Origin of the sequence: Pelomonas caseinilytica (genome assembly GCF_021353235.1) — a bacterium.
GTDB lineage: Bacteria > Pseudomonadota > Gammaproteobacteria > Burkholderiales > Burkholderiaceae_C > Pelomonas > Pelomonas caseinilytica.
In genome coordinates this window covers 268581-283447 of record NZ_JAJTWT010000002.1, presented here as the reverse complement: position 1 = coordinate 283447, position 14867 = coordinate 268581, and the positions used below count along the sequence as shown (strand labels likewise).

At 69.8% G+C, this 14867-nt stretch carries 16 protein-coding genes; 8 read left to right on the top strand and 8 right to left on the bottom strand.

Annotated elements, in window-relative coordinates:
* Positions 1–19 precede the first annotated feature (19 nt).
* From dapA to LXT12_RS05105, 5 genes are read right to left on the bottom strand one after another with little or no spacing between them, the layout of a single operon-like run.
* A complete protein-coding gene (gene dapA, locus LXT12_RS05120; protein WP_233390105.1) occupies positions 20–901 on the bottom strand; it encodes a 4-hydroxy-tetrahydrodipicolinate synthase in 882 nt (293 codons plus the stop codon).
* A 29-nt stretch (positions 902–930) separates the two neighbouring features.
* Positions 931–1437, bottom strand: coding sequence for a class I SAM-dependent methyltransferase (locus LXT12_RS05115; RefSeq protein ID WP_233390103.1), 507 nt, complete (start codon positions 1435–1437; stop codon positions 931–933).
* On the bottom strand, positions 1434–1562 hold the full coding sequence (locus tag LXT12_RS26690) for a hypothetical protein (protein WP_255763474.1): 129 nt from the start codon (positions 1560–1562) through the stop codon (positions 1434–1436). Before LXT12_RS26690 ends, LXT12_RS05115 begins: the two co-directional genes overlap by 4 nt.
* Entirely contained in the window at positions 1559–2776 is a 1218-nt protein-coding gene (locus LXT12_RS05110) for an MFS transporter (RefSeq protein ID WP_233390102.1), read from the bottom strand. The genes LXT12_RS26690 and LXT12_RS05110 overlap by 4 nt, the downstream gene beginning before the upstream one ends.
* A gap of 14 nt (positions 2777–2790) precedes the next feature.
* On the bottom strand, positions 2791–4167 hold the full coding sequence (locus LXT12_RS05105; RefSeq protein ID WP_233390100.1) for an amidohydrolase family protein: 1377 nt from the start codon (positions 4165–4167) through the stop codon (positions 2791–2793).
* A gap of 66 nt (positions 4168–4233) precedes the next feature.
* Here LXT12_RS05105 and LXT12_RS05100 point away from each other — a divergent pair, with 66 nt between their 5' ends.
* The 7 genes from LXT12_RS05100 to LXT12_RS05070 all read left to right on the top strand — a co-directional run bounded on the left by LXT12_RS05100 (position 4234) and on the right by LXT12_RS05070 (position 11181).
* Complete coding sequence (locus LXT12_RS05100) at positions 4234–6219, top strand: DNA topoisomerase IV subunit B (protein ID WP_233390098.1); 1986 nt, start codon at positions 4234–4236, stop codon at positions 6217–6219.
* Between the two features lie 45 nt (positions 6220–6264).
* Positions 6265–6510, top strand: a complete 246-nt coding sequence (locus LXT12_RS05095) for an AbrB/MazE/SpoVT family DNA-binding domain-containing protein (protein WP_233390095.1) — start codon at positions 6265–6267, stop codon at positions 6508–6510.
* A 13-nt stretch (positions 6511–6523) separates the two neighbouring features.
* Positions 6524–6916: a PIN domain-containing protein gene (locus tag LXT12_RS05090; protein WP_233390093.1), complete on the top strand. Its 393-nt coding sequence runs from the start codon at positions 6524–6526 to the stop codon at positions 6914–6916.
* Positions 6913–7443 (top strand): GNAT family N-acetyltransferase, encoded by a 531-nt coding sequence (locus LXT12_RS05085; RefSeq protein ID WP_233390092.1) that lies wholly within the window; start codon positions 6913–6915, stop codon positions 7441–7443. The genes LXT12_RS05090 and LXT12_RS05085 overlap by 4 nt, the downstream gene beginning before the upstream one ends.
* On the top strand, positions 7440–8102 hold the full coding sequence (locus LXT12_RS05080; RefSeq protein ID WP_233390090.1) for a lytic transglycosylase domain-containing protein: 663 nt from the start codon (positions 7440–7442) through the stop codon (positions 8100–8102). Before LXT12_RS05085 ends, LXT12_RS05080 begins: the two co-directional genes overlap by 4 nt.
* A complete protein-coding gene (gene parC / locus LXT12_RS05075) occupies positions 8099–10468 on the top strand; it encodes a DNA topoisomerase IV subunit A (protein WP_233390088.1) in 2370 nt (789 codons plus the stop codon). Before LXT12_RS05080 ends, parC begins: the two co-directional genes overlap by 4 nt.
* Positions 10469–10686: 218 nt before the next feature.
* Positions 10687–11181: an FxDxF family PEP-CTERM protein gene (locus LXT12_RS05070; RefSeq protein ID WP_233390086.1), complete on the top strand. Its 495-nt coding sequence runs from the start codon at positions 10687–10689 to the stop codon at positions 11179–11181.
* A 98-nt stretch (positions 11182–11279) separates the two neighbouring features.
* Here LXT12_RS05070 and LXT12_RS05065 read toward each other — a convergent pair whose 3' ends face one another.
* Genes LXT12_RS05065 through LXT12_RS05055 form a run of 3 tightly spaced genes read right to left on the bottom strand, consistent with a single transcriptional unit; the run spans position 11280 to position 13823 of the window.
* Positions 11280–11774, bottom strand: coding sequence for an outer membrane protein assembly factor BamE (locus LXT12_RS05065; protein WP_233390084.1), 495 nt, complete (start codon positions 11772–11774; stop codon positions 11280–11282).
* A gap of 17 nt (positions 11775–11791) precedes the next feature.
* Complete coding sequence (locus tag LXT12_RS05060) at positions 11792–12832, bottom strand: quinone-dependent dihydroorotate dehydrogenase (RefSeq protein WP_233390082.1); 1041 nt, start codon at positions 12830–12832, stop codon at positions 11792–11794.
* A 37-nt stretch (positions 12833–12869) separates the two neighbouring features.
* Positions 12870–13823, bottom strand: a complete 954-nt coding sequence (locus LXT12_RS05055) for a LysR family transcriptional regulator (RefSeq protein ID WP_233390080.1) — start codon at positions 13821–13823, stop codon at positions 12870–12872.
* A 100-nt stretch (positions 13824–13923) separates the two neighbouring features.
* Here LXT12_RS05055 and LXT12_RS05050 point away from each other — a divergent pair, with 100 nt between their 5' ends.
* The gene (locus LXT12_RS05050) at positions 13924–14844 is read left to right on the top strand and encodes a DMT family transporter (RefSeq protein ID WP_233390078.1); all 921 of its coding nucleotides are present in this window, start codon (positions 13924–13926) and stop codon (positions 14842–14844) included.
* The last annotated feature ends 23 nt before the right edge of the window (positions 14845–14867 follow it).

Here is a 14867-nt window from a genome sequence, read left to right as displayed (position 1 = left end):
CGCGCATTAGACCAGAGGCTCAGAGGAGTCCGGCTTCGTTCATCGCCTGGCCGACGCCGGCCTGGCCTGCCGCCGTCAACGGCGTGATCGGCAGGCGCACCGTGGCGCCGCAACGGCCCAGGCGCGACAGCGCCCACTTGGCCGGACCGGGGCTGGGTTCGCAGAACAGCTGCTTGTGCAGGCCGAGCAGCTTGAGGTGGATCTTGCGGGCCTCGACGGCATTGCCGTCCAGCGCCAGGCGGCACAGCTCGGCCATCTCGCGGGGCGCGACGTTGGCCGTCACGCTGACGTTGCCATGGCCGCCCAGCAGCATCAGGGCCACGGCGGTGCCGTCGTCGCCAGAATAGACGTGAAAGCCCTGGGGCGCATGCTTGATGAGGTAGGCCGCGCGTTCGATGTTGCCCGTGGCCTCCTTGATGCCGAAGACGCCGGGCAGCGCGGCGCAGCGCAGCGCCGTCTCGGGCGCCATATCGGCCACGGTGCGGCCGGGCACGTTGTAGAGCATCATGGGGATGTCCACGGCCTCGGCGATGGCCTTGAAGTGCTGGTAGATGCCTTCCTGCGACGGCTTGTTGTAGTAGGGCACGACGGACAGCGTGCAGTCGGCCCCGACTTCCTTGGCGTAACGGCTGAGTTCGATGGCCTCGGCGGTCGAGTTGGCGCCGGTGCCGGCCAGGATGGGCACGCGGCCCTTCGCATGCTCGACCGCGACGCGGATGATCTCGCGGTTTTCTTCCATGCTGACCGTGGGCGACTCGCCCGTGGTGCCGACCACGCCGACGCAGGCCGTGCCCGCTTCGACGTGCCAGTCGATCAGGCGGCGCATGGCCGGGTAGTCGATGCTGCCGTCCTCGTTCATGGGAGTGACGAGGGCGACGATGCTGCCGAGGATGGGCTTCATGATGTGCTGGTGCTGTGAATCGAAAGATTTTAGGCCGTGCGGACAGCGGCAACGCGCTGGACGAAGCGCGGGTTGACGCCCTCGCGCCCCGGCTCCAACAGGTCTTCGTAAGCCACGATGCGCCAGTCGTGGCAGACGCGCAGGAGCTCGCCGCGCTGCAGCAGGAATTCAGGCCGCGACGGCCGGCCTATCGCCTGTTGTCCGTCGGCGAAGGTTTCCCACAGCAGCATGCCGCCCGGCCTGACGGCCGATTTGATCGCATCGAACAAGGGCCGCCACAGGTAGTTGCAGACGATGACGAGATCGAACTCCCGGCCGGCCAGCGGCCAGGGGCCGGCCTCGATGTCGGCGTCGAGGATTTCGGCGATCGGCCGCAGCGGCGCGGTGGCCGCCGTATCGCGGTCCACGCCCGTGACGCGCCAGCCCCGCTCGGCCAGCCAGCACAGGTTGCGCCCGCAGCCGCAGGCGACGTCCAGCGCCGTGCCCGGAGCTTCGGGGACGAAGCGCTGCAGCCAGGTCGACGGGTTGCCCTTCATCCGAAGCAGGCCCAGATCTGCTCGCTGAGCTGCACCATGACGGCCGGCTGCAGGTAGGCCAGGCAGGCCGCGCCAAGAACCACCGCAACACCGGCGGCCCAGAGCAGGCGCCGCGTCGGCTTCATGCGGGCCGTGCCCTCAGGATGGGCGCCTCGCGCACCGGCAGGTTGGCCAGCATGGCCATGACCCCCAGCGCGATGGCCAGCCACCAGACGACGTCATAGCTGCCGGTGGCGTCGTAGAGCTTGCCGCCCAGCCAGACGCCGAGGAAGCTGCCGATCTGGTGGCTGAAGAAGACGAAGCCGCCCAGCATGGAGAGGTGCTGGGCGCCGAAGATCTGCGCGACGACGGCGTTGGTCGGCGGCACGGTGGACAGCCACAGGAAGCCGATGACCGCGGCGAAGACATAGACGCTGGCCGGCGTCAGCGGCACCGAGACGAAGGTGGCGATGGCGACCGCCCGCAGGCCGTAGATGGCCGCCAACAGGTAGCGCTTGGGAAAGCGCTGGCCCAGCATGCCGACGGCGTAGGTGCCGAAGATGTTGAACAGGCCGATCAGCATCAGCGCCCAGGTCGACACCTGCACGCCCAGGCCGTGGTCCTTCAGGTAACTCGGCAGGTGCACGCCGATGAAGACCACCTGGAAGCCGCAGACGAAGTAGCCCAGCATCAGCAGCTGGAAACTGCGGTAGCCGAAGGCCTCGCGCAGCGCCTGGCCGATGCTCTGGTGGCCGCTGCCGGCGCCGATGGCCTGGCGTTCGCGAACGCCCAGGGCCAGCGGCGCGATGAGCAGGGCGGCGCCGGCCAGCAGGTAGAGCGCGCCCTGCCAGCCGAGGTGGCCGATCAGCCAGGTCTCCACCGGGATCATGACGAACTGGCCGAAGGAGCCGGCCGCCGCCGCGACGCCGAAGGCCCAGGAGCGCTTCTCGGGCGACACCGTGCGGCCCAGCACGCCGTAGATGACGGCGTAGGTCGAGCCCGACTGCGCAATGCCGATCAGCACCCCGGCAGTCAGCGTGAACGGCAGCGGCTGGGCGGACACCGCCATCAGCACGAGGCCGAGGGCGTAGCACAGGCCGCCGGCGACGAGCACCTTCCAGGCGCCGAAGCGGTCGGCGAACATGCCGGCGAAAGGGCCGGCGGCGCCCCACGCCAGGTTCTGCACGGCCATGGCGAAGGAGAAGGTCTCGCGCGTCCAGCCCCGCTCCGCGATGACGGGCTGCAGCCAGAAGCCGAAGCCGTGGCGAATGCCCATGGACAGCGTGACGATGAGGGCGCCGCACAGCAGCACCTGCTGCACTGACAAATGCTGGGACTCGGCGGCGCGGGAAGGGTTCATCCCGGCGACTGTACTCAGCGCCGCTTGGCCTTCGCTTGCGGCTTGGCTTTGCCCCCGGACTTCTTCTTGGCGCCCGTCTTCTTCGGCGCGTCGGCCGTGGACGTGGTGGCCTGGGCACTGGAGGCCGCCACGTCGGCCAGGCGGGTCAGCAGCCGCCCCTGCTTGACGCGCAGCAGCGGCATGTCGACCTGGCCCAGGTCGGCCAGCGGGTCGCCGCCCAGCAGCAGGAAGCTGGCTTCGCAGCCCGGCTCGAAGCAGCCCAGGCGCCGGCCGGGGAAGAGGGCGCGGGGCGTGTCCTGCGTGGCCAGGCGCAGCAAGGTGGCGCGGTCCATGCCGAGTTCGTCGAGCGCATGCAGCTCGGCCCGGGCGGTGCCGATGAAGACGTCCGAGCCGAGCAGCAGCGGCACGCCCGCCGTCTGCAGCCGTGCGAGATTGGCGCGCTGGACCTCGCGCAGGGCCGTCAGCGCCGGGCCGTCGAGCCTGAAGAGCGCCGTGGCGGCGGTCGTCGTGATGACGGCGGTGTGCTGGCGCGCGGCGCGTGCGGCGGCCGCCTCGCTCAGCGCGAAGACCTCGGGTGCCTCGTCCAGGGTGTTGGCATAGCCCGGCAGGTGGGCGATGGCGTCGACGCCGGCTGCCAGCGCCGCGTCGAAGTCGGCGGCCGTCTCGACGTGGGCCACGACGCGCCGGCCATCGACGTGGGCCAGCCGCGTCAGCTCGGCGGCCGTCTCGGGCGTCAGGCCCAGCCGGCCGAAGTTCGCCAGTTGCTGGCGCAGTTCGGGGCGTTCACTGTGGGCGATGACCAGGCGCAGCCAGGTGCCGCCGCGGGCCTTGATGGCTGGCCACTGCTGGCGCGCCTGCTCGGGGCTGTCGACGAGGACGATCTGCTTCTGCGCAGCGGCGGCCTCGGGGTTGGGCTCGGGCAGCACGGCGGCGAGGGGATAGCCGTCGCTGGAGGTGATGCAGGCGGTGACGAAGCTGACCTCGGGCGCGGCGGCGCCGGCGGCCAGGGGTTTGACCTCGGCGACGCCAGCGGGGTCGCCGCAGAGCATGGCGGCATAGAAGACGCCGTCGTCGACGTAGCGGTCGGCGTACTGGCCCCAGCCCCAGGCGGTCTGCAGGTTGTGGTTGTGGGCCTCGGCCAGTGGGTTGATCAGCACCTGCTGGCCGCGCAGGTCCATCTTGCGGTTGACCTTGGCCGGCTTCTTCGCGACGAAGACGCCGTTCTCGACATAGAGGTTGCCGCGCTGGATTTGGCGGCCGTCGAACCAGCGGGCGTTCTTCAGCTCCCAGGACAGCGGCGCGCTGGCCTGGTAGGGCTGTTGCGGAGGAGGCGAAGGCTGGGCCTGTGAAAAACTACAGGCCAGCAACAGGCAGGCGGTCAGGAATCTCAAGCGTCGGAACTCGGTCTTCGGGGGCCGCGAATCCTAGCCCGACCGCCTTCATAGAATCGCGCCCCTATGTCCAGCCGTCCGTCCCCTTCCTCCCCCGCCAGTTACGGTGAAGCCTCCATCCGCGTGCTCAAGGGCCTGGAGCCCGTCAAGCAGCGGCCGGGCATGTACACCCGCACCGACAACCCGCTGCATTGCATCCAGGAGGTCATCGACAACGCCGCCGACGAGGCCCTGGCCGGTTTCGGCAAGCGCATCGACCTGACGCTGCACGCCGACGGCTCCGTCTCCGTGGCCGACGACGGCCGGGGCATCCCCTTCGGCCTGCACCCGGAAGAAGGCGTGCCGGTCATCGAGATCGTCTACACGCGGCTGCACGCCGGCGGCAAGTTCGACAAGGGCTCGGGCGGCGCCTACAGCTTCTCGGGTGGCCTGCACGGCGTGGGCGTGTCGGTGACCAATGCCCTGGCCAAGCGGCTGGAGGTGGCCGTCTGGCGCGACAAGCAGGTGGCCGGCATCGCCTTCGAGCATGGCGACGTGGTGCAGCCGGTCGTCAGTCGTCCCATGGCCAGCGGCGACCGCAAGCAGGGCACGACGGTGCGGGTCTGGCCCGAGCCCAAGTACTTCGAGAGCGCCGAGCTGCCCCGTCACGAATTGATTCACCTGTTGCGTTCCAAGGCCGTGCTCATGCCTGGCGTGACGGTGACGCTGAAGATCGAGAAGACCAACGAGGTCACGACCTGGCTCTACAAGGCCGGCCTGCGTGACTACCTGGCCCAGTCGCTGGCGGCCGACCCGCTGATCCCGCTCTTCGAGGGCGAGGGCTTCGCCACCGCCGGCGAGAGCGAGAACTTCGCCGAAGGCGAGGGCGCCTCGTGGTGCGTGGCCTTCACCGAGGAAGGCGCGCCGCTGCGCGAGAGCTACGTCAACCTCATCCCCACCGTCGCCGGCGGTACCCACGAGTCCGGCCTCAAGGATGGCCTGTTCGGCGCGGTCAAAGGCTTCATCGAGATGCATTCGCTGATGCCCAAGGGCGTCAAGCTCATGCCCGACGACGTGTTCTCGCGTGCCAGCTTCGTGCTTTCGGCCAAGGTGCTGGACCCGCAGTTCCAGGGACAGACCAAGGAGCGCCTGAACTCGCGCGACGCGCTGCGCCTGGTGTCGGCCTACGTCAAGCCGGCGCTGGAGCTGTGGCTCAACCAGCATGTCGAGCACGGCAAGAAGCTGGCCGAACTCGTCATCAAGCAGGCCCAGACCCGCCAGCGCGCCAGCCAGAAGGTCGAGAAGCGCAAGGGCTCGGGCGTGGCCGTGCTGCCCGGCAAGCTGACCGACTGCGAAAGCCGCGACCTGACGCTCAACGAGATCTTCCTCGTCGAGGGCGACTCGGCCGGCGGCAGCGCCAAGATGGGCCGCGACAAGGAAACCCAGGCCATCCTGCCGCTGCGCGGCAAGGTGCTCAACGCCTGGGAGGTCGAGCGCGACCTGCTCTTCAAGAACAACGAGATCCACGACATCTCGGTCGCCCTGGGCGTGGACCCCCACGGCCCCACCGACACCGTGGACCTCTCCGGCCTGCGCTACGGCAAGGTCTGCATCCTGTCGGACGCCGACGTCGACGGCTCGCACATCCAGGTGCTGCTGCTGACGCTGTTCTTCCGCCACTTCCCGCGGCTGGTGGAGACGGGCCACGTCTTCGTCGCCCGGCCGCCGCTGTACCGCGTCGATGCCCCGGCCCGCGGCAAGAAGCCCGCGACCAAGCTCTACGCCCTGGACGACGGCGAGCTGACCGCCACGCTGGACAAGCTGCGCAAGGAAGGCGCCCGCGAAGGCAGCTGGAGCATCAGCCGCTTCAAGGGCCTGGGCGAGATGAGCGCCGAGCAGCTCTGGGACACCACCCTCAACCCCGAGACCCGGCGCCTCTCGCGCGTGGCCTACGGCCAGCTCGACTTCACCGCCACCGTCGACGCCTTCAACCGCCTCATGGGCAAGGGCGAGGCGGCCTCGCGCCGCGAGCTGATGGAGCTGCACGGCGACGCGATCGAGGTGGATGTCTGAGGTCCTTGGATATACAATTTTATCAATGTATATCAAGGGGCTGCCATGAAGGTCGCGAAGTGGGGCAACAGCCTGGCCGTGCGTTTGCCGGCGTCGGTCGTGGAAGCTCTGTCGCTGGCAGAGGGCGACGACGTGACGATAGAGGCGGTCGACAACCGTCACCTGAAGCTGAGCCGTGCGCCCGACACGGAGGAGTTGCTGGCCAGGCTTCGCCAATTCCGCGGGCGGCTGCCGGCCGACTTCAAGTTCAATCGGGACGAAGCCAATGAGCGGGGGCCCGATGCAGGCTGACGCGGGGCCGAGCATGGCCCTCGACACGAATGTCCTGGTCTATGCATTCGATCGCGATCCGGCGAAGGCGGCCGTGGCGGAACGACTGCTGGCCACCAAGCCGTTCATCAGCGTGCAGGCCCTGAACGAGTTGGTGAACGTCCTCAGGCGCAAGCGGGCGCTGTCCTGGCCGGAAGTCTCCGAGGTCGTGGAAACGGTGTCGGCGCTGTGCCGCGTCGTGGACCTCACTTTGGACACCCACCGCATCGCCCTCGCCCTGGTACGCCGTCACAGCCTCGGCTGGTGGGACGCCCTGCAACTGGCGGCGGCGCTGGACGCTGGCGTGGATGAGTTCATGACCGAAGATCTGCAGGCCGGTCTGCAGATCGAGTCTCGCCTGCGCGTGGTGAACCCCTTCCTCGCATGACCGCCGCGCTGCGCCTTCGCCCGACCATGCTCTCCGACCTCGACTGGGTCGTATCGCTCGAGCGCGATGGCGCCAACCTGCCGTTCATCACGCCCTGGGAGCGGCCCCAGCACGAGGGCGCCATCCGCTTTCCGGACTCGCGGCACTTCATCGTCGAGGAGGGAGACGAACTGGCCCGCATCGGCTTCGTCATCCTGCAGGGCTGCCGCAACCCCAACGGCTCGGTCGAGCTCAAGCGCCTGGTCATGCAGGCCAAGGGCCGGGGCCTCGGGCGGGCCGTCGTGCGGCAGCTCAAGGCCATGGCCTTCACCCAGCTCAAGGCGCATCGCTTCTGGCTCGACGTGAAGGCGCTCAACACGCGCGCCTTCAGCCTCTACCAGAGCGAAGGCTTCGTCGAGGAGGGGCGTCTGCGCGAAAGCGTGCGCGTCGCCATCGACGGCGCCGACGGCTACGACTCCCTCATCGTGATGTCGCTGCTGGACCGCGAATATCGGGCCCGCACGGCCCTGGGCCTGGAGGGCGGATGAGGCCGGCCTGGCTGCTGCTCCTGCCGCTCGCGCTGGCCCTGCCTGCGCGCGCCGAGCTGTGGGGTTATGTCGATGCGGCCGGCGTGGCTCACTTCGCGCCGCGGCCCCTGGACTCGCGCTACAGCCCCGTGCTCGGCGGCATGGCGCGGGCGCTGCAGGTGCCCGGCAAAGCGGACTCGGGCGCCACGCTGCTGACCTGGCTGGACATCGCCCCCGAAGTCAAGGCCGTGCAGCCGTGGGTGAGGGAAGCAGCGCGCCAGCATGGCGTGGATGCCGAGCTCCTCAAGGCCATCATCGCGGTCGAGTCGGGCTACCAGAAGGGCGCCGTGTCGCCCCGCGGCGCCCTCGGCCTCATGCAGATCACCCCCGAGACGGCCAGCCGCTACGCGTCGCCGGCCGAGGCCGCGCGGCTGATCGAGCCGCGCATCAACATCCACACCGGCGCGCGCATGCTGGCCGACCTGATCCGCCGCTTCGGCCACATCGACGCGGCGCTGGCGGCCTGGAATGCCGGCGAGGGCGCCGTGCGCCGCGCCGGCGGGCGCGTGCCCGACATCGACGAAACCCAGGCCCACGTGCAGCTCGTCCTCGAGCTGTACTGGGCCCTGCTGCAGCAGAGCCAGCCGGCCCGTGCGCAGCGCTTGACCCTGCACCCATGAGTTCCCAGACCACGATCGATTTCGACGGCCCCGATGGCGGCGGCCCCCTTGATGGCAATGGCAGCAATGCCGGCAACGGCCCCGACGACCCCAACGCGCTGACGCTGGCCGCCTATGCCCAGCAGGCCTACCTCGAGTACGCGCTCAGCGTCGTCAAGGGCCGGGCGCTGCCGGCCTATTCAGACGGACAAAAGCCCGTGCAGCGCCGCATCCTGTACTCGATGCAGCGCCTGGGCCTGGGCTGGTCGGGCAACTCCGGGGCCAAGCCGGTCAAGGGCGCCAAGGTCGTGGGCGACGTGCTCGGCAACTTCCACCCGCATGGCGACCAGTCGGTTTACGACGCCCTCGTGCGCATGGCCCAGGACTTCTCCCTGCGCTATCCCCTCATCGACGGCCACGGCAACTTCGGCAGCCGCGACGGCGACGGCGCCGCGGCCATGCGCTACACGGAAGCCCGCCTCGCGCCCATCGCGCGGCTGCTGCTCGACGAGATCGACGAAGGCACGGTGGACTTCCGCGGCAACTACGACGGCACCCAGCAGGAGCCCGTCGAGCTGCCGGCGCGCCTGCCCATGGTGCTGCTCAACGGCGCCAGCGGCATCGCCGTGGGCCTGGCCACCGAGATTCCCAGCCACAACCTGCGCGAGGTGGCCGCTGCTGCCGTGGCCCTGCTGAAGGACGACAAGCTCGGCGACGACGCCCTCTACGAGCTCGTGCCCGGCCCCGACTTCCCGGGCGGCGGGCAACTCATCAGCGCGCCCGAGGAAATTCGCGCCGCCTACGCCTCCGGCCGCGGCAGCCTCAAGCTGCGCGCCCGCTGGAAGATCGAGGATCTGGCCCGCGGGCAGTGGCAGCTCGTCGTCACCGAGCTGCCTCACGGCACCAGCGCCCAGAAGGTGCTGGAGGAGATTGAGGAGCTGTCCAACCCCAAGGTCAAGGCCGGCAAGAAGACGCTCTCGGCCGAGCAACTGCAGCTCAAGGCCAGCCTGCTGGCCGTGCTCGACGGCGTGCGCGACGAGTCCAGCAAGGACGCCCCGGTGCGCATCGTCTTCGAGCCCAAGAGCCGCACGATCGAGCAGCAGGAGCTGATCAACACCCTGCTGGCCCACACCAGCCTCGAAAGCAGCGCGCCGGTCAACCTGACCATGATCGGCGCCGACGGTCGGCCGACGCAGAAGAGCCTGCGCGAGGTGCTGGCCGAGTGGGTGGCCTTCCGGCAGGCCACGGTGCGCCGGCGTACCGAGCACCGCCTGGCCAAGGTCAACGACCGCATCCACGTGCTCGAAGGCCGGCAGCTGGTGCTGCTCAACATCGACGAGGTGATCCGCATCATCCGCGAGTCCGACGAGCCCAAAGCGGCGCTGATCGCCCGCTTCAAGCTCAGCGACCGGCAGGCCGAGGACATCCTCGAGATCCGGCTGCGCCAGCTGGCGAGGCTGGAGGCGATCAAGATCGAGCAGGAGCTGTCCAGCCTGCGCGACGAGCGGAGCAAGCTGGAGGACATCCTCGGCAGCACCACCGCGCTGCGCCGCGTCGTCATCAAGGAGATCGAGGCCGACGCCAGGCAATACGGCGACGACCGCCGCACGCTGATCCAGGCCGAGAAGCGCGTCGTCGCCGAGGTGCGGATCGTCGACGAGCCGGTCACCGTGATCGTCAGCCAGAAGGGCTGGGTGAGGGCACTCAAGGGCCACGAGGTGGACGTGGCGGCGCAGACCTTCAAGGCGGGCGACGCGCTTTGGGGGGCCTTCCGCTGCCGCAGTGTCGATCCGCTCATCGTCGTGGGCAGCACCGGGCGCGTCTATTCCGTCCCCGTCTCGGCCCTGCCGGGCGGGCGCGGCGACGGCCAGCCCATCACCACCCTGATCGAGCTCGAAAGCGGCAGCCAGATCGCCCATTACGTGGCGGGCGCGCCGACCCAGCGCCTCGTCATGGCGGGCTCGTCGGGCTATGGCTTCATCGCCCAGCTGGGCGACCTCGTCGGGCGCCAGAAGGCCGGCAAGACATTCCTGGCGCTGGATGAGGGCGAGCAGCCGTTGCTGGCGGCCGTACCGGGCGACGCGGTGGCCCTGCAGCTCGGCGTGCTCAGCGCCCAGGGCCGGCTGCTCAGCTTCCCGCTCGATGAACTCAAGCACCAGCCCAAGGGCGGCAAGGGGCTGATGCTGATGGACCTGGAAGCCAAGGACTCCGTGGCGTCGCTCGCCTGCTTCACCGCCCAGCTGCGGGTGCTGGGCAGCGGGCGCGGCGGCAAGCCGCGCGAGGAGGTGCTGAAGAACCAGTCCCTGGCTGCCCACGCCGGCAAGCGGGCCCGCAAGGGCAAGACGGTCGAGGGCCTGCAGAAGGTGTTGCGGCTGGCGGCCGAGTGACGGCCTGCACAGAACTGGTGGCTTGCACGGAACTGGTGACGCCGCGCGCTGCTTGGGTGCAGAAGTGACAAGGGCTGTGCGTATCCTTACAAGAAGCTACAAGTAAATCGGGTCGCACCCCTAGGCCGAAGGGTGTCCCGAGACTTCCTACCGCTTCGTTGCACCGCACAATGATTTCCGGCGGTTGTGCTTGACCGTCAAAGTCAGGAGCTACGCATATGAAGTTGAAAAACATCGCCGCCGCGACCGTGGTGGCACTTACCGCGCTCAGCAGCCACGCTGCCAGCACGAACTGGGGCTCGCACGATGCGCTCGAACTGGGCGGCAACACCGTCACCAGCGGCGCCATCTTCGACACCTACAGCTTCTCGCTGGCCTCGGCCTCGAGCGTCACCAGCGGTGTCCTGTCGTTCGGCAACATCGTGGGCGGGGCCTACAGCCTCTACTCCTTCGGTGCCGACCACGTGATGGGTACGAGCGACGACGTCGGCCTCGGCGCCTGGACCTTCGGCGGCGTGCCGACCACCCACACGGTGTCGCTGTCTTCCGGCAACTACTACTACTCCGTCCTCGGCGGCGTGACGGCGGGCACGGCGTCCTACGCCATCGCCTCCACGACGGCGCCGGTGCCGGAACCCGAGACCTACGCCCTGCTGGGCGCCGGCCTGGGCGTGATCGGCTTCGTCGCTTCGCGTCGCCGCCGCGAGTCCTGATCGGCAGCGGCAACGGTGCGTCCCATCGGACGCGCCGTCATGCCAGCTGGCTGTCTCCTCTGAAACCCCGCCTTGCGCAAGCAGCGGGGTTTTTTTACTCAGTCGTCCAGCCCGAAGAAGCGGCTCGGGAAGACCATGCTCTGGCCCGAGCGCAGCACGCGGCCGTCCTTGAAGTAGACGTTGAAGCGCATGCCATAGCCCGATTGCTCGGGCTCGATGGTCCAGTCCCACACCTCCTCGCCGCTGTTGCGGTAGAAGACCCGGCTGCGTTCGTTGCCGAGGATGCGGCTGACCTGCTCGGGCGTCATGCCCGGCTCGATGCGGGCGCGGCTGGCGGGCGAGAGGCCGTCCTCGACGCCGATCAGGCGGCCGTCGGCGCCCAGGTGCACCATGTAGCAGTGCTTGCCCCGGGGCTGGGTCGAATACTCCAGCGTGCGCCCGCCGCCTGGCTCCGGCCAGACCCGCGTGGGCGGTCCGTAGATCGCCATGACGTCGGCGTCGCGGCTTTCGCCGGGGCGCAGCCGCGCATCGCGGTCGAGGGTGGCGCAGCCGGCCAGCAGCGCGGCACAAAGGACGAGGGCGGCGGTTTTCATGGCCGTGACGGGCAAGTTCAGCGCCTGGCCAGGGCCCGCGCGCATTCGCTGACCAGGCCGGGGCCCTGGTAGATCAGGCCGGTGTAGACCTGCACGAGGTCGGCGCCGGCGGCGATCTTGGCCCGGGCGTCCTCGCCGCTGAGCACCCCGCCCACGCCGATGATGGGATAGCCCGCGGGCAGGGCGGCGCGCAGCAGGCGGATGACGCGGTTGCTGGCCTCGAAGACCGGCGCCCCCGACAGGCCGCCGGTTTCCTCCGCGTGGGGCAGGCCCTGTACCTTGTCGCGCGCGATGGTGGTGTTGGTGGCGATGACGCCGTCGATGCCGTTGACCTTGAGCGTCTGCGCGATGACGGCCACCTGCGCCTCCTCCAGGTCGGGCGCGATCTTCACGAACATGGGCACGCTGCGGCCGGTGCGGCTCTCCAGCTGCAGCTTGCGCTGCTGCAGGCGCGACAGCAGGGCGTCCAGCGCCTCGTCGCTCTGCAGGGCGCGCAGGTTCTTGGTGTTGGGGCTGGAGATGTTGACGGCGATGTAGTCGGCATGCGGGAAGACGCCTTCCAGCCCCAGCAGGTAGTCGTCCGCCGCGTTCTCGATGGGCGTGGCCGCGTTCTTGCCGATGTTCAGGCCCAGGATGCCGCCGGCCGCGCGGAAGCTGTGGGCGCGCCGGACGTTGCCAATGAAGGCGGCCAGGCCCTCGTTGTTGAAGCCCAGGCGGTTGATCAGGGCCCGCGCCTCGGGCAGGCGGAACATGCGCGGCTTGTCGTTGCCGGGCTGGCCCTTGGGCGTCACCGTGCCGACCTCGATGAAGCCGAAGCCCATGGCGCCCAGGCCGTCGATGCAGCGGCCGTTCTTGTCGAGGCCGGCCGCCAGCCCGATGCGGTTGGGAAAGCGCAGGCCGGCGACGGTCACCGGGTCGCTGACCCGTTCGCCGCACCACAGCCATTGCGCGGGCGTGTTCTGCAGCCGGGCGATGCCGTCCAGCGTCAACTCATGGGCGCGTTCGGGGTCGAGGCCGAAGAGGAAGGGGCGGGTGAGGGCGTAGGGAATCAGTGGCATAGCCCCTGATTGTCGCCAAGCGCGGTGGAGGCCGACCTCAGCCGCCGTCCTCCGGCCGGTCCCAGGGCGGCACCTCGCCCATCTGCTCGAGCATGAAATCGATCAGGGCCCTGACCTTGGGCGCCGGGTGGCGGCTGGGGAGGTAGACGGCATAGAGGGTGTCGGCATCGGCCAGGCCGCCCACCGGGCGCCAGCCTGGCAGCAGGGCCTGGAGCCGGCCCGAGCGCAGGTCGGGGCCGACGGCGTAGGTCGGCAGCACCGCCAACCCCATGCCGGCGAGGGCGGCGATGCGCAGGGACTCGCTGCTGTTGGCCGTGAGCCCGCTCTCGAAGCGCAGGGCCCCACGCGTCTCCACCTCGGCCTCGCCGTGCTCGGCATGGCGGAAGCGCCAGCGGTCGGGCGACTGCAGGTAGCCGAAGCGCAGGCAGCGGTGGCCGGCGATGTCGGCCACCGATTGCGGTTCGCCATGCGCCTGCAGGTAGGCCGGCGCCGCGCACAGCACGAAGCGGATGGGCGCCAGCCGCCGGGCCACCAGGCCGTCCGACGGCCTGGCCGTCAGCCGCAGCACGACGTCGAAGCCCTCTTCGGCCAGGTCGACGTAGCGGTCGTTCAGCCCGAGCACCACGTCGAGCTGCGGATGGCGGGCGCAGAAGGCCGTCATGAGCCGGGTGAACTGCAGGTTGCCGAAGGCGGTGGACACCGACAGGCGCAGCACGCCGCGCGGCTCGTCCCGCCGGCCGGCCAGTTCGGTCTCCATCGCCAGCGACTCCTCCAGCAGGCGCAAGGCCCGGTCATACACGGCGCGGCCCTCGGCCGTCGGGCTGACGCTGCGCGTCGTGCGGTGCAGCAGCCGCGCGCCGAGCTGGTCTTCCAGCCGCACCACCTGCTTGCTGACGGCCGACTTCGTCGTGCCCAGCAGCCGCGCCGCGCCCGAGAAACCGCGCGCGTCGACGACGCGGGCGAAGGCTTGGAGGTCTTCGAGACGGCCCATGATCGTTCTCCAACTGGAAACTCTGAATCGACTTGCCGGCGGATTGTGTCTTCTTTGGGTGATTTCTAGAGTGGCAGCCTGTCGTTTCCAGGAGCCTCCGATGTCTGCCCTGTCTCCCTGCTTGCCGGCCCAATCCTTCCGTCCCGGCCCGCTCGCGCGGCTGGCGGCCGCCGTGGCGGCGTCCAGCCTGCCGCTGCTCTTCATCCTGCTGTGGAGCAGCGGCTACGTGGCCGGCAAGCTGGCCCTGCCGCACACCGGGCCGTTGACGCTGCTGACCCTGCGCTTCGGGCTGGCGGCCGTCGTGTTGCTCGCACTCGCCATGGCCACCGACGCGCCGTGGCCGCACCGGGCGCGAGCCTGGGGCCACCTCGCCGTCGTGGGCTTGCTGATGCAGGTGCTGCACTTCTCCTGCATCTACTTCGCGCTGCGCTGGGGCCTGAGCGCCGGCGTGGCGGGCCTGCTCATCGGCCTGATGCCGCTGGCCACCGCCCTGGGCGCCCATCTCTGGCTGGCCGAGCGCCTGAGCGGCCGGCAGTGGGCGGCCCTGCTGGGCGGCCTGGCCGGCGTGGGGCTGGTGGTGGCCGACAAGCCGCTGGGCGGCGCCTGGGCGAGCTATGCCGCGGCCGGCCTGGGCTTGCTGGGGCTGGTGGCCGGCACCCTCTACCAGAAGCGCTTTTGCGCCCACATGGACCTGCGCAGCGGCGCCGGCATCCAGATGGCCGTGTCGGCCCTGGCGGTGGCCGCGCTGGCGGGGCCGACCGAGCATTTCGCCGTGGACTGGCACCTGGAGCTCGTCGGCGCCTGGCTGTGGCTCGGCCTGGTGAACTCCATCGGCGCCTTCAGCCTGATGTTCATCATGATCCGCCGCGGCCAGGCGGGGCAGGTGGCGCGGCTGTTCTTCCTCATCCCCGGCGTTTCGGCCCTGATGGGCTTCGTGCTGCTGGGCGAAAGGCTGTCGCCGTTGGCCCTTGCGGGATTCGCGGTCTCGGCCCTGGCGGTCTGCCTGGCCGGCAAGAAGTGACAATGCCGGGGTTCTCTGGAGCC